Source organism: Clostridium prolinivorans (genome assembly GCF_004011155.1).
Lineage (GTDB): Bacteria > Bacillota > Clostridia > Clostridiales > Clostridiaceae > Clostridium_AT > Clostridium_AT prolinivorans.
Window position 1 is genome coordinate 33,993 of record NZ_RJWG01000001.1, and the last position, 15,582, is coordinate 49,574.

The window sequence follows — 15,582 nt, forward strand, 5'->3', positions numbered from 1 at the left end:
AGATATTACTATAAATCTCCTTGCATTCACATAAATATGGGGGTGTATTTGGTTTCGACGGGGGATAGTGGTATCTGAGAAGCGAGTGGAGGGAACCCGTGGTCCCACCTTAAAAAACTATGGGATTAAATATAAACGCTAATAACGATAATTTAGCTTTAGCAGCTTAGTCTGCTAACGTCAGCCTAAGAGTACCGCGGCTTAGAGTCTGGCGTCGATAGCGGTGAAACGAGCCTGTGTAAGCTTTGCCACAGGAACGGGATATATGAAGCTACTGAAACCAAAAGCCTGTCCTTAGGCGTTTGGTAGAGGGAATGTAAAAATAAGGACTGCACTCGGAGAAGCTCGGATACTACTTCTTTCGGACAGCGGTTCGACTCCGCTCGCCTCCACCATTGATATGTACAAAAAACAGGATAAGGTTTATTTCAACCTTATCGTCATAAACAAAAACAGATTCTACATAGGTGTTAATGATTGTTTTTAGATCATTAGCACTTTTTTTATTTATAGCTTTTATGTCTTTAATTAAATACTGCTCGATAAGTTTTTCATTAAGTTCGCTACTGTTCATTGTAGCTTTTATTTCATTTATATAATTTGATATTTTATTTTTCTCAGCTTCAAGGTTGTCCATCTTTTCTTTAAAGGATATATGAAACATACCTTTTGAAATTGCTTCAACAATATTATCAATCTCAAACTGAATCTCCTTAAGGCGTTTTTCAAGGTCTTTAAGTTCATCAGTATTAGAATCCATCATTTTTTCATAGTAAGCTATTAACTTTTTAGTTAGGCTTTTTATAGAAGTTGGATTTAATATTTTATTTTTGATTTCTGTGAGTGTAATATCCTCAATGAAGTCCTTAGAAATATTTTTCATTTTACATTGTTTCGTTCTATACCTTGTACCACAATTATAAGTAGAGTATTTAGATTTATTTCTGCCAGCATAGCTTGTATGGCCTACCATTGCTGAACCACAGGAGCCACAGAAAATTTTTCCGGATAAAATATAGGGTTCCTTAGCCTTATTTGTTGCATTTCTTTTATTACCAAGCATTCTTTTGGCTACTTTATCAAAAGTTTCTCTATCAATGATTGCTGGAACACCATTAGGTATTTTTATAATATCCTCTGGTTTTTTAGTTCTATGGGAGTTTCTCTTACCATCCATCATTTTAGGAACTTTATTAAAAACAAAGGTCCCAATATATTTTTCATTTCTTAGTATTTCACTCAAACTATTTTTTCCAAAGTTGCGTCCTAATTTTGTTTTATAGCCTAAATGGTTTAGCTTATCAATTATCTGATTATACCCATAGCCTTCAGCATACATTTCAAAGATTATTTTTACTGCCTTAGCTTCATCGGCATTTACGACATACCTTTTAGTTTCAGGGTCTACATTATATCCAAGAGGGGGGATACCTCCTGTGTGTTTACACTGGAGAGCTGTTTCTTTCATTCCTTTCATAACTTCCCTTGCTAAGTTCTTAGAATAATATTCAGCCATACCCTGAAGTACAGATTCAAGAATGATGCTTTCTGGACTATCATCTAAATGTTCAAGAACAGATATAAGCCTTACCCCATTCTTTTTAAGCACTCTTTTATAATATGCACTGTCGTATCTATCCCTTGAAAACCGGTCAAGTTTATGTACAATAACTGCATCAAATAATCTAAACTCACTATCCTTAATCATTTCAAGAAATTTCGGTCTGTTATCTGTAGTTGCCGACTTTGCTTCATCAGTATAGACTTTAGTAATGATTATGCCATTCTTATCTGCATACTCTTTTATAGCTCTAACTTGAGCTTCAATAGATTCTTCTCTTTGATTATCAGAGCTATATCTTGCGTAAATTGCTGCTTTCAAAGTACGCCACCCCTCTCTTAAAGCTTAGTTCTTGTTTTTACATGGTCAACTGCACCTATTACAGTAACAGAATTATTTTTAAGTTGAGCATTTGTGAATACAAAACTATCAAATTCATTATTTTCAGCCTGAAAGAGATTTAGATTGTTTATTTTCTTATATCTTCTGATGTATGTCTCTCCATCAATTAGGAGAAGGACTATATCATTATGTTGATATGACTCAGTTGGAATAATAAACACCAGATCCCCCTTATTTATTCTTGAGTTAACCATACTTTTATCATCACAAATATAATAAAAGCATTTTGATGTATCATAATTGTTGGAGGCTGGTACATACTCATAGTAGTCTATAGCTTCTTGATTAATGATAGTATCAGGATCAATAAAGGATAATACAGGAACCTCAACGGGTATTCTGTGAATAGAGTTGTTTTTTTGTTCCTGCAGTTTCAACTTGTTTCGCGTTGCAGTTATAGCAGGTGAATCAACATCGTTTATCATTGGCTCAAAAGCAAGATTGAAATAATCAGTCTCATCAAGCTCATAACCAGCAGCAAGAAGAAGATCATGTTCATTTACATCATTTACTGCAGCTTTTGCAAACTTGCTGATTATATCTGTAGATGGAGCTTTATCAAGTTTACAGTTTATAAACTTTGATATATAAGGACGTGCAACATTACAGTCCTTTGCAAATTCAGAAATACTTCTATTGGCACCGATAGCCTTTTTCAATAGTTCACTAAAACTCTCTTTGTTAAATTTACTGTTCGTCATATATATCACCTCGCTATTTATTATACACAAAAACCATATAGAATACAAATATTATTTTTTTTGTTACCTGGTTTACAAGTAAAAATGTTTGTGTTATATTGTTTACAAGAACGAATATTTATCAAAATTGTAACTTGAGCTATGCAATAGGTTACAATGTCAATTCCGACATCAGTAAATAGGAGGTGGTATTTTAATGAAAGCCGGCATTATAACAATTACATATGATAGAAAATCAAAAGAGCGTATCAAAGAGGAATATCTTAAAAATACAGAGATAGAAGAAAGCTTCCAAGAGCAATTTGTTAGAATACTTGCCCAAGGCTTAGTAAACAGGGGTATTATTAAGTCTAATAATACTCATGAATTAATAAATAATATAGCTTAGAAAGGATGATTAAAATGTTGATAAGAATTAATGAAGGGGTATACGGAGAAATACCCTACCAAGTGGACGCGAATAATATATCTGAAATAATAAACGAGATGGACTTCAACCCTTTTGAAGAGATATCTTCAAAAGGAGATAAGGACTCAGCATTTGAATTCTATAAAAAGCTAATAAACATATTCAAAAAGGAAAAGAGGGACTGGGGAAAGAAAGATGTGTATTTAAGTTTTGATGAGGTGGCTGAGGTAATAAATACAATGTTTCAAAGCTTTAACAGCAATAACTATTAATGGCGGTGTCATAAAATATATGATAGTAATTGAGACTTCAGCTGCAAGCTTAAATAATAATTCAGTCCCTTATCAAAACTTATCATATAAATTAGTTATTGAAGAATTCTACAAGGTGAATTTAGAGAGTAGATTAATAGAGATAATTAATACTAAAGGCTATGTTACCGAGGAGGAAGTTTTATTAATGGCTAACGATATAAATTTATTTGATGAGTTAAAACTTAAAAGAGTTTTAAATATGATACTAAGTGAAAATAATCTTAAGAAACTAAAGGTAAATAATGCAAAAATAAAGGTAAGTAATACTAAAGCAAGCAACTCCAGGTATATTATCATAAAAGGCTTTCAGGAGGAAATTAAAAAGCTTTGTGCATGAGAAAAAAATTTTTAAAACATGTTACAGTATATAACATACAGACAAAAGTGGACAAAATATTATTACAAGGGAAGGTATTATAAAGTATTAATACCTTCCCTTGCATTAAGAGAGGTAGAGGTATGGCTAAAGATAAGATGGTACTATTATTAAAAGATGTATGGGTAAATGATATTAGAGAGTTGAGGGGATGGAAATATCTAAAATCATCACATAGGATTTATAAACATGGGATCTTAATTTATCATAAGGATGAAATCTTTTTAAAACTAATGAAATATTCCCCACAAAAAGGGGATCTATACATTGATTTTAATCCGGCTAAAATAAAGTATGGTGAGATAGATAGCTTAAATATGGATATATTCTACGGAGAGATTTGTATGATCTTAGATAGAGAATTACGAGGTATATTCAGATGCGACACGTTCTTTGAAACAAATAAAAATAAGTTAAACATGTTCAAGGGTGAAATTTACATTGATATAACGATAAATAAAGAAGAATCAGAAGCTTTATTTAGATTTATAAGGAAAATTGATATACCACGTATGAAAATAAATCTTAAATATATGGATTCCGGGACTATTTACTTTTATGGTGGAAATAACCTAAGCAACAGTAATATTGTTTTTAAGATATACAAAAAGCATGATGAACTTAAAAAAAGAAGATATCAAATCAATAGTTCAGTAGGGATAATAAGATTTGAACTGGTTCTTAAAAGGAGAAAACTTCTCTATGATTATAAAAATGCTGAGAGGCTTAAGAGGAAGAAATCCTATCAAGTGTTTCATGACCTTGCTGAAGAGTATGAAGATATTAAAAATATAGCTAATATTGATTACGAAACAAGCGGAGACTTTGAGACATTAAGTTCAACTTTGTATCAGTTTCAGAAGCTTTACGAATTTATTGTGCAAAAGTGCAATTTAAATAAGATAATTACAACAAGAGATATTCTTATAGATACTATAATAAGTAGGACACCTCCTACACTTTCTAAAAAGCTATGCAACTATGTTAAATATGTAAATGGAGAAAATACTACAATGAATGTAAGTAAAAAGACCTTGAGCAGGTATAAAGAAATGATATTAGATTTAGGGTATCACTATATGTATAGTGATATAGAAATCCAGCCATTACATTTAGAGGAGTTGTTTTTCAAACATCTTTACTACAGTAGTGCTGCTTAGTAAGAAGAAAGATATAGTTGATTACAATTATAAAAATTCTGCAGTATTATAATATATATCTTCTTCAAAAAAATAAGCTGATTTATTTAATCTACTTGATTAAAATTGCAAGTGCTATCTGTAACATTATGCTGCAACGTAACTTGAGAAAAATAAGGTATATAATCACCCTCGGAAAGGAAGCATAAGCTTAATCACAAAACACCATCTACTATTTTTGTGGATTTTGGAGAAGATAGGGATATATATTTACATACATTGTTGGATTATTAAAATAAAGTTAGCATTATAAGTGCTAACTTTATTTTAATATGAATGACAAAATTATTGACAGACTCTATCTATCTAAAGTGAGCGGCTTAGTTTTGCTATTTTCGGTACAGGTCTGACAATACATTATTAAAGAATTTAGCACCCCCAGTTAGAATTGGCTTAAATTCATCCAATCTAACTTCCAATTCCTTTTTACCTAATTCAGTGATAACATAGAAGTTCTTAGACTTGTCACTTTTAACCTTTTCTATAAAACCATCAGCCTCCATCTTTTCTAAAAGTGGATAATAGGTACCATGTGAAGGATTCCAAACATGGGAGTTTGAAATTCCTTGTATCTTATTCAATATTTCCTTGCCATATAATGGTTCAGAGTGCTTGTTTAGTAAAAACAATGTGTATAAGGATAAGAAGTTTGAACTCGAAATTTTAATGGGAAACATTCGGTTATATTCAGCTTTGTAGATATGCCTATTGTTCCTCCTTTTTACCCTGTATCTTCCTATCAGGTTTATTTTTTTAATGGTTACTTTTGATTTTGACATAACATTACCTCCATTTTTATACTAAGCAGTTTAAAGTCTTACTCAGGACAATTAAATCCAAGTTTAATCAAAATATAGCATTTAATATAAAGGACCATGTTTCAAAGCTCATTGGCTGAAAGGATTAATTTTGTGCAATTTTATCCGGCTACGGATAATTCACTTATCTCAATAAACTAAAGAGAAATTTAAGTTTTATTTCGGATGACAGATTTTAATGAAAGCAACAAAATAAATAAGAAAAATATTGATTTGGCAGTTAACAAAGATGAAGCAACATCTTGTAATATAAGAGTAAAATCATATGATGAGTGTTATAGGCAAGTGTTCCGAAGGAGTACATTTTCTAAAGAGGGGTGGGGCATGAAACTAAGAAATATTTTTTTATGGTATAAGCCTGGTACTGGGAGAAATTATATATATTTTTTTGCTATATATAGGCGCCTCTAAATGATGTAGAATTTTACATTAATTAGAAAGAATTGATGTAAAATATTGAATGTTTTCGTCAAAACGAATAAAATATTATTATATACACCATAAAGTAGAGGTGCATTAACTATGATTGAATATATATCTACACATGAGGCAGCAGATAAATGGGGGATTACTGCAAGACGTGTTCAACTATTGTGTGCTCAAGGGCGCATAGAAGGAGCAGTTAAAAAAGCTTCTGTTTGGCTTATTCCTCAAGATGCAGAGAAACCTTTAGATGGACGAGCTGGGCGAAAAGCGACCAGGAAGAAAGATGATAATGTTTTAAATGGGGGTATTGACTGTGAGCGGCATTATTAATTCAAATGAACAGCTTATTAATAAGGTAAACAATGTGCTTTCCAACAAGAAAAACAGCAGGGTAAATATTATTAATGATAAACTTACTCTTTCTGTTTTTTCAGAATTAAGGGAGAATATGAGCAAGGTAAGGGAGATTAACCTTGTGATCAGGGATTCTACCTACATACCCTCGGGCAGAGAAGTGTCCAGAGAATTTGAGATAAGTCGCACGGTCAATGATATGCTCTTTAATTCCTATGATATCATTGAAAAAAATAAATTAAGCCACTTGAATAAGGCAAGGAGCATGCATGAATTCATAGAAAAGCATGTAAATGTAAAAAGAGTGAGAAATAAAGCCATTGTAAAGAGTAATTTAATGCTTATTGATAACGATTATGCAGTATTTGGGGATTCTTCTTTGGAAATAACCAAGAAAGCTCTTACAGGGTTATTTAAAACCATTAATTTTAACGTGGAGCTTACTGATAAGGCACAAGTTGAGCAGCTTGCAAAGAACTTTGAACTTTTATGGAATAGTAAAGAATACACAGAGGACTTTAAAAAACAGCTTCTTGAAAGCTTAAATTTTATTTATAAGGAGTACGGACCAGAGTTTATTTATTTCTTCACATTAAATGAGATCTTTGGCGATAATCTTGATTCTGATATTGAAAAATTTGAAAATGACCGTATAGGTTTTAAGGATACTGAAATTTGGAGTAGTCTTTTTAAGTTTCAAAAGGATGCAGTTGTTTCTGCTATTAGAAAGATTGAAAAATATAATGGTTGCATAATAGCAGACAGTGTGGGGCTTGGTAAAACCTTTGAGGCTCTTGCTGTTATAAAATACTATGAATTAAGACAGCACAGGGTATTAGTACTAACCCCTGCAAAGCTTTATGATAACTGGGAGTCCTTTAGAAACTCTTATATAGATAATAGATTTGCCAGGGATAGATTTGCTTTTGATATAGTATGCCATACTGATTTATCAAGACAGTCAGGAAGGGCACGTAGTGGTCTTGACTTGTCACGTATAAATTGGGGTAATTATGATTTGCTGGTTATTGATGAATCCCATAACTTTAGAAACAGGAATGAAAACCCTGAAAAGATGACAAGGTACGGTAGACTAATTAACGAAATAGTAAAGAAAGGTGTTAAAACAAAAGTTCTAATGTTATCAGCAACTCCTGTTAACAATTCACTTACAGACTTAAAAAATCAATTAAGTGTTATAAATATTGATGATGATAAAGCTTTTAAGGAAGAAGGCATTCCAAGTATTGATGGGGTTTTAAGAAAAGCTCAAAGGGAGATAAATGAGTGGATGAAAGAAAGTAGCAGGAGCAAGAATGTTCTGCTTGATAGGCTGCCATCTGAATTTTTTAAACTGCTTGAAATGATTACAATATCAAGAAGTAGAAAGCATATAACACAATATTATGGTAATGATAATGTAGGAAAGTTTCCAGATAAACTTCCTCCAAAAACTTATAATCCAGAGATTGATAGTAAAGGAAAGCTTTTAAAGTTTAAAGAAACTAATGAAGTTCTTGAGAAGTTAAAACTTGCGGTATATTCACCTATGTCATATATTAAACCGCAATATAAGGAGTATTATAGGGAAAAGTACCAAACGGTTTATGGAGATAGGGTAATATTTTATCATGAGCAGAGAGAGCTTATAACAGCTACATTACATCGCTTCAATTTATTTAAGCGCCTTGAAAGTTCTGTTTATTCCTTTGGAGAAACCATAAGAAGGCTTATGGAGAGAATAGATAATTATATTAATGTGATAACTAAAGAGTCAGAACAGAAATTAAATCTTGAAGTAGATGATATAGATGATGAAGATGAAGTTACACTTGATTATAAATACGAGATAAATGTTAAACATTTGATGAGCCAAAATTTCCTTGAAGATCTGCTCTACGATAAAGAGATACTAAAAAACATTATGAAAGAGGTTAAGGAAATACTTGAAAATGATAGGGATGAGAAATTAAGAACTCTTCAGGATGTTATAGTTAATAAAATAATAGCTACTCCTTATAATCTTGGAAACCGAAAGATATTGATATTTACAGCCTTTGCAGATACAGCAAACTATATTTATGAATCAATAGCAGATGAGCTTAAAAAGCATGGAATTAATACGGCATGTATTACCGGCTCTGGAGAGCCTAAAACTACATTAAGTGGAATAAAAAAGGAATTTAATACAGTGCTCAAACACTTTTCACCAAGGTCCAAGCTTGGTGAAGAACTTCCAAAGGAAATGCAAATTGATGTTGTTGTAGCAACAGACTGTATTTCTGAAGGACAAAACCTTCAGGATGCAGACTGCGTAATTAACTATGATATACAATGGAATCCAGTTGTCTTAATTCAAAGGTTTGGAAGAATTGATAGAATAGGAAGCAAAAATGATAAGATTGCTATGATAAACTTCTTCCCTAATATGGAGCTTAATGAGTATTTGCAGCTTGAACAGAGAGTTAAAGGTAAAATGATGGCAGCTAATCTTTCATCAACAGGGGATGAGGATATACTTTCACCTGAAATGAATGACTTTATCTTTAGAAAGAAACAGCTTGAAAGACTTAAAAATGAAGTTGTAGATATAGAAGATTTAAACGATAATATATCTCTTACAGACTTAAATATGAATGATTATCTTTATGAACTCGCTGGATTTGTAAGACAAAACCCTGATATAAAAAGGGTGCCAAGGGGTGTATACTCTGTAACTCAGGGAGAAAAAAAAGGATGCATCTTCTGCTTTAAGCATTTAAGGGATGAAGCAAAGCCTAAGAGTGAAAGTTCATTGTATCCATATTATCTTATGTATGTTTTGGAGAATGGAGAAATTTATTTTGGAAATAGCAGTGCCAGGGAGACACTAAAGGAGTTTAGGAAACTTGCTTATGGTAAGGTAGAACCTGATAAATTGCTTCTTGAAAGATTTAATAAGAAAACTAAAAATGCAGCAGATATGAGTGAATATTCAAAGTTACTTAATAAAGCAATATCAGAAATATTAGGAGAAGAGGATAAGAAGGCACAGCAGAGTATTTTTGACTTTGGAGGATATGAAAATAGCTTTGAAAATGTAAGCAGTGACGATTTTGAGTTAGTATCCTTTCTTGTTGTAGAGTAGGAGGTGGCCTAATGTTTAATCTTCCATCAGACTATGAGGTTAATAAAAAGTTTGATATAAAGATGTTTACAATTACTCAGCTTACTACAAAGGAGAAGAAGTATTTTAAAGATAATGTGGTTCAAATAGAATTAAAATATCAAATTATAGGAGAAGATATAGCATCGTTTATTGATGATGAACATAATTGTCAGGCTATAATGTTTTTTGAGGTTGAAGTTAAGGATTTAAAAAGTGCGAAAACTATAGGAGAAATTATTCAAAGAATTGTAAAACCATTAGTAGTAATAAGATTCTTTGATTTTAAGGGAACTGAAAGCTATTGTTTAGCTTATAAAAGACTGAATAAGCTTGATAATACCCAGATAGTTATAGATGAAATTATATTTACACCTATGTCATCAATTTTCCTGCAGAATGAAACTAAAGAACTAATATCAAAATATTTAGATTTTGAGGAGGTTAAAAACAAGGTTAATAAGCTGACTTATTATTATGAAATGTTCAGCAAAGCCATAGTAATCAGTAACAGGGGATATTTTTCCGGATACAAAGCTATTCTATCATCAAATATATTCTATGATATTGATACTATGAAATTATTGACCGGCCTTTTTAGAGAAATTGAAGGTTTTGAGAGAGAAAAAAGTATTGCAAACACTGCAGCTGAGAAGGCTCAGATTAATATGAAGATAAAGAATACTCTTGAAAAAATCAATAAACTTACAGAGTGACAGGAGGATAAACATGGAGAACAAGGTTTCTAAGGAGATATTCAACCCTATAAATGAAAATATAAAAAAGCTTGAAAGTTTGTTTCCGGAGATAGTAAAAGATGGACAAGTTGATTTTGAAGCCTTAAAGCAGGAGCTTGGTCAGTTTGAAGAGGTAGGTAAGGAGAAATATGAACTTACATGGCCTGGGAAAACACAAGCAAAACAGCTTGCAAACACAGATATAATCGGTAGAACATTAAAATATGTACCAGAGGATAGCAAGAATCCAGAAACTACTGAGAATTTATACATTGAGGGAGATAATCTTGAAGTATTAAAGCTTTTGAGAAATAGTTATTATGGAAAGATAAAAATGATTTATATTGATCCACCTTATAATACAGGGAATGATTTCGTTTATAAAGATAATTTTGCAATGGAAGTTACTGAAAATGAGAAAATTGAAGGTAATATAGATGAAGAAGGTAATAGGCTGATTAAAAATCAAGCAGGCAGTGGAAGGTTTCATTCTAACTGGCTAAATATGATGTATCCACGTTTGAAAATAGCTAAAGATTTGCTGACAGATGATGGTGTAATTTTTATTAGCATTGACGATAATGAGTTAGATAATTTGCGGAAAATCTGTAATGAGATTTTTGGGGAAGAAAACTTTAGAAATTATATTATTGTCAGAAGATATGACAAAAATATTAATAAACAGTTTATAGAATCAGGATTATCATCAATGAATATTGGAGTTGAATATATATTAGTCTATACAAAGCAGATTAACACTAAGTTATGTCCTGTGTTTAGAACTGCTTCTGAAGAACGCTCTAATTTTGGTTATTGGAAAGGCTTTTGGAACAATGCAGATAGACCGACAATGAGATATGAATTATTGGGTGCTATACCTGAAACAGGCCAATGGAAATGGAAAAAGGAAGTGGCTGATGAAGCTGTGAAAAATTATGAAGAATATATAAAACATTTTTCACAACAAATGACGCTCGAGGAGTATTGGGAGAAAACAGGTAAAGTAAAGAAATTTATAAGAAGGAATCTTGATGGCAAGGGAAAGAATCAAGGAGTTGAACATTGGATTGCACCGACATCTGGTATTCTTCGTAACAGTAATTGGAGTGATATATTTGCTTCAAAAAGTATAGAATTTGATATTCCATTTGATAATCCCAAGAATTATGAAATGCTGATTGAATTATGTAAATTATCAAATGTGGAGTATAGAGATATAGTTATGGACTTTTTCTCAGGCTCAGCTACAACTGCCCATGCTGTTATGAAACTTAATGCTGAAGATGGTGGCAGCCGTAAGTTTATAATGGTACAACTTCCAGAACCTTGTGATGAAAAATCAGAAGCATATAAAGCAGGATATAAAAATATTTGTGAAATCGGCAAAAAACGTATCCGTCGTGCTGGTGAAAAGATAAAACAGGATTTTAAAGACAAAGAAGGAATAGAAAATCTTGATATAGGGTTTAAAGTCTTCCGTGTAGCAGATACAAATATCCGATGGAATAGTGAATCATTAAAAGAAGGTCAGGTAACAATGGAAGAGTCTGTACTTAAGAATAAGGATTTAATTGATTTTAATCCCGGCTTTACAGATATAGATGTTGTATATGAGATTATGCTTCGTCACAGGGATTTCCCTCTAACATCAAAGATTGAAAGGTTGTTAAACATAGGTGAGAGAACTTATATCTTTGCTGATGCAGTAGTTGTATGTTTAGAGGAAAAGATTACAAACGAAATTGTTGATGGAATTGCGGCGATAGAGCCAAAGCCTATTAAAGTAATATTCCGTGACAGTGCCTTTGATGATGATATCTCCTTAAAGCTTAATACAATGAACCGCCTTGATGCACAGCTAAAAAAACATAATCAGGGGAAAGAACAATCCTACAGGGTAGAATTCATTTAAGCTCAGGAGGGAGATAGATTATGACACAAAGAATTGTTTTTAATTTTGATGAAAATTTAGATTACCAAAGAAAAGCCATCAATGCTGTTGTTGAACTTTTCAAAGGTCAGGACAGGGAGCTTGGAGATGTAATATACAGGGGGGCAACTCGTCATATAAAAAGACTTGGCGAAAAGGATCCAGTAAGAAACAGGCTTGATATTGGGCCAAGTACAATTTTAAACAATATGAGGGAAGTGCAAAATAATAATATGCTCTTCCCAAGCAACTCATTTGATTCAGGGTACAACTTTACGGTGGAGATGGAAACAGGAACGGGAAAGACCTATGTTTATTTGCGTACTATATTAGAACTTTATGAGGCATATAACTTTATGAAGTTTATAATTGTTGTACCTACCGTTGCTATCAGAAAAGGTGTTGAGAAAAGTATAGAGATGCTAAAGGATCATATTAAGACACTTTATCATGGTCTTGATATATCAAAGCACGCTTTTGTATATGATTCAGATAACCCAGGAAAGCTTACGGACTTTGTTGAAGCAAGAGATTTAAGAATAGCTATAATGAATATCCAGTCCTTCAATAAGGATACGAACAAAATAAGAAAAGAAGATGAAACAGGTAGAGTACTTTGGGATTTACTAAAGTATGTAAATCCTATTGTTATTATAGATGAACCACAAAGACTTGAGGGCAGCAGCAAGAAAAAGAGTGCATCTTTAAGTGCAATTGAGGAGCTAAATCCTCTATTTATATTAAGATATTCAGCCACACATAAAAAACTTTATAATCAAATATATAAGCTGGACTCTTATCAGGCTTATAAACAGGATTTGGTCAAGAAAATAGAAGTTAAAACAATATATAGCAATATAAGTAAAGACTATAATTATGTTAGATTTGTAGAGTTTACTAAAGACTTAAAGGCAAAGATAGAAATATTCTATAGTGAGCCTGGTGGCACTGTAAGATTTAAGACTTTTAATGTGTTAAAAAACGCACCATTATTTGAACTATCAGGGGGACTGCCTCAGTACAAAAATATGGTTGTATTAGAGGATCCACATAAAATAAATGGCCTTAAGATTGGGTTAGGAGATGATGTTCTCGTCCTCAAGGAAGGAGAGAATAACTATGATGTTGATGAACTTGATTTGATTAGAATTCAAATAAGGCTGACAATACAAAAACACTTTGAAAAGCAGTTAAAAATACTTGAAAAAGGTTATAAAATTAAGGTGATTTCACTTTTCTTTATAGATGCTGTAAAGAACTTTAGAGACAGTGAAGCAGCTGATGGCAGAGGTTTGTATGCTAAAATATTCGATGAAGAGTATTCAAAAATTATCCTTGATCCAAGATATAATGAGGTATTTAGAAAATATCCGGAACTTTTCCCTGAGTACAAGAATGTCCAAAAGGTAAGAGAAGGTTATTTTGCCCGGGATAAGAAGAACAACGAAACAGAGATAGATGGTTTTGATTGGTCAAAAGATGAAATTCAAATGAATAAGAAGGCTCAAGAGGATATAGAGAGAGGAATTCAGCTCATACTTGATAAAAAGGATGAGCTTATATCCTTCGATGAACCACTTGCATTTATATTCTCTCATTCAGCTCTTAGAGAAGGATGGGACAATCCAAATGTATTTCAGCTTTGTACACTAAAAAAGGGAAGTTCAGAAATAGCAAAGAAGCAGGAGATAGGACGTGGACTTAGATTACCAGTAGATATACATGGTAACAGATGCTTTGATGAGGATGTTAACATTCTAACTGTCATAGCCAATGATTACTATGACCATTTTGCAGAAGCACTACAAAATGATTTTAGTAGTGAAGCTGGTTTTAAGAATGAAGAAGTAACCTATGATATAGTATACAGAACCCTTGAGGAAGCAGGTATGCCTAAGGAGTTTATAGTAGCAGAAACAGTAGAAGCTTTTAAAGTAGAATTAACTGAAGCCGGAATTATTAATCCAAAGAACAATGAACTTACCAAGAATGCAGCTGATATATTATATTATGAATTTAAAAATCCTGCTCTAAAAACCTTTGAAATCAAAATCAAAGAAAGATTTATAGATAATATGCAGAATAAAGGAAGCCGCAGAATTGAAATCAAAAATGGCGATGAGGAGCCTGTTGTTAATGGATACCACAGTTTCGTTACTGAATCAGAGTTTCAAAAACTGTGGACAGAACTTAAAAATCGTATAGTTAAGAGAACTATGTATCAGGTTAAAATTGATAACGAACAGTTTATTAAAGAATGTATTGATGATTTAAATGAGAAATTAAGCTACAAGGCACTTAAAAGAGAATTTGAAGTAGCCACAGGTAAGGGAGATTATGACGAATCCAGGAAGTTTAAGTTTGATGATCCGGCTAAGGTAAGCCTTGCTCTTGGTGATGAAGACATTGAAATTACAAAGAGTGATTTTGAGATAACTAATTACCTTATGCATCATACAATGCTTCCAAGAAAGGCTTTGTTTAGGATTATATCAGGCTTGAAAAACAAGAAATTCCTCCAAAAACAAGCAGTTCTTGATGAGGTTATGAAGGCTATATTGGATAAACTAACAGAGTTTAAGGCCAAAAATATTGACTATGAAGTTATAGATGGATATCTCTTTGAGGAAAGTTCTATATTTTCTGTAGAAGAGATTGAAAGAAGCATGGTAGACAATAAAAGGGCATATAAAACCAAGGGAGATTATAAAAGAGCACTTCATAAGTATATAAGAGTTGATAGCGACGGAGAATTTGAATTTGCAAAGAGTCTCGATGAAGACCCAGAGGTATTGCTATTTACTAAGCTTAAAAAGGGTGGTATTGTAATTGACACTCCTTATGGAAATTATTCACCTGACTGGGCTATTATTCATAAGGTAGATGATTTAGCGGCTAAACTTTACTTTATAGTTGAAACAAAATGCGATAAAGAAAAGAAGGACCTGACTCAGGTGGAAGATGCTAAAATCAATTGTGCAAAGAAGCATTTTGCAAAGGTATCAGAAGATATTACCTTTGATTGGGTTAACAGCTATAACAAGTTTAAAGAGCTGGTGCAGAAGGATATCTTAAAGAGAAGGAGCAGTTAATCAATAAGGAAAAGGCCTTGAAATACACAAGACTTCAGGCCTTTTTCTTTAATAAAACTATTTTTTTATTATTATCACAAGTAAATTAAAAGTCATACTTACTAATAATGTATTCAAG

General features: G+C 32.2%; 12 protein-coding genes and 1 other RNA gene. 10 read left to right on the forward strand and 3 right to left on the reverse strand.

Features of this window, described 5'->3' with window-relative positions:
* Window positions 1-38: 38 nt before the first annotated feature.
* Window positions 39-395: a transfer-messenger RNA gene (gene ssrA, locus EGD97_RS00160) on the forward strand.
* On the opposite strand, the gene EGD97_RS00165 is transcribed toward ssrA, so the two are convergent.
* Both EGD97_RS00165 and EGD97_RS00170 read right to left on the reverse strand, forming a co-directional pair.
* Window positions 353-1,882: a recombinase family protein gene (locus EGD97_RS00165; RefSeq protein ID WP_164850133.1), complete on the reverse strand. Its 1,530-nt coding sequence runs from the start codon at window positions 1,880-1,882 to the stop codon at window positions 353-355. The two genes, ssrA and EGD97_RS00165, sit on opposite strands and share 43 nt — an antisense overlap.
* Before the next feature lie 17 nt (window positions 1,883-1,899).
* Window positions 1,900-2,664 carry an XRE family transcriptional regulator gene (locus tag EGD97_RS00170; protein WP_127836292.1) on the reverse strand — a complete coding sequence of 255 codons (765 nt, stop codon included), beginning with the start codon at window positions 2,662-2,664 and terminating at the stop codon, window positions 1,900-1,902.
* A 196-nt stretch (window positions 2,665-2,860) separates the two neighbouring features.
* Between EGD97_RS00170 and EGD97_RS00175 the strand changes: the two genes are divergently transcribed.
* The 4 genes from EGD97_RS00175 to EGD97_RS00190 all read left to right on the forward strand — a co-directional run bounded on the left by EGD97_RS00175 (window position 2,861) and on the right by EGD97_RS00190 (window position 4,923).
* Window positions 2,861-3,052 (forward strand): hypothetical protein, encoded by a 192-nt coding sequence (locus tag EGD97_RS00175; RefSeq protein WP_127836293.1) that lies wholly within the window; start codon window positions 2,861-2,863, stop codon window positions 3,050-3,052.
* A gap of 14 nt (window positions 3,053-3,066) precedes the next feature.
* Window positions 3,067-3,345: a hypothetical protein gene (locus EGD97_RS00180; RefSeq protein WP_127836294.1), complete on the forward strand. Its 279-nt coding sequence runs from the start codon at window positions 3,067-3,069 to the stop codon at window positions 3,343-3,345.
* 19 nt (window positions 3,346-3,364) lie between these two features.
* Window positions 3,365-3,724: a hypothetical protein gene (locus EGD97_RS00185; RefSeq protein WP_127836295.1), complete on the forward strand. Its 360-nt coding sequence runs from the start codon at window positions 3,365-3,367 to the stop codon at window positions 3,722-3,724.
* A 122-nt stretch (window positions 3,725-3,846) separates the two neighbouring features.
* Window positions 3,847-4,923, forward strand: coding sequence for a hypothetical protein (locus EGD97_RS00190; RefSeq protein ID WP_127836296.1), 1,077 nt, complete (start codon window positions 3,847-3,849; stop codon window positions 4,921-4,923).
* A gap of 368 nt (window positions 4,924-5,291) precedes the next feature.
* Here EGD97_RS00190 and EGD97_RS00195 read toward each other — a convergent pair whose 3' ends face one another.
* The gene (locus EGD97_RS00195; RefSeq protein ID WP_127836297.1) at window positions 5,292-5,741 is read right to left on the reverse strand and encodes a PadR family transcriptional regulator; all 450 of its coding nucleotides are present in this window, start codon (window positions 5,739-5,741) and stop codon (window positions 5,292-5,294) included.
* Window positions 5,742-6,302: 561 nt separating this feature from the next.
* On the opposite strand from EGD97_RS00195, the gene EGD97_RS00205 reads away from it, so the two are divergent.
* From EGD97_RS00205 to EGD97_RS00225, 5 genes are read left to right on the forward strand one after another with little or no spacing between them, the layout of a single operon-like run.
* Window positions 6,303-6,536, forward strand: a complete 234-nt coding sequence (locus EGD97_RS00205) for a DNA-binding protein (protein ID WP_407643112.1) — start codon at window positions 6,303-6,305, stop codon at window positions 6,534-6,536.
* Window positions 6,520-9,687 carry a helicase-related protein gene (locus EGD97_RS00210; protein ID WP_127836299.1) on the forward strand — a complete coding sequence of 1,056 codons (3,168 nt, stop codon included), beginning with the start codon at window positions 6,520-6,522 and terminating at the stop codon, window positions 9,685-9,687. Before EGD97_RS00205 ends, EGD97_RS00210 begins: the two co-directional genes overlap by 17 nt.
* Before the next feature lie 11 nt (window positions 9,688-9,698).
* Window positions 9,699-10,421, forward strand: coding sequence for a DUF4391 domain-containing protein (locus tag EGD97_RS00215; RefSeq protein WP_127836300.1), 723 nt, complete (start codon window positions 9,699-9,701; stop codon window positions 10,419-10,421).
* Window positions 10,422-10,434: 13 nt separating this feature from the next.
* Window positions 10,435-12,354, forward strand: coding sequence for a site-specific DNA-methyltransferase (locus EGD97_RS00220; RefSeq protein ID WP_127836301.1), 1,920 nt, complete (start codon window positions 10,435-10,437; stop codon window positions 12,352-12,354).
* A gap of 20 nt (window positions 12,355-12,374) precedes the next feature.
* Window positions 12,375-15,464 (forward strand): restriction endonuclease, encoded by a 3,090-nt coding sequence (locus EGD97_RS00225; RefSeq protein WP_127836302.1) that lies wholly within the window; start codon window positions 12,375-12,377, stop codon window positions 15,462-15,464.
* The last annotated feature ends 118 nt before the right edge of the window (window positions 15,465-15,582 follow it).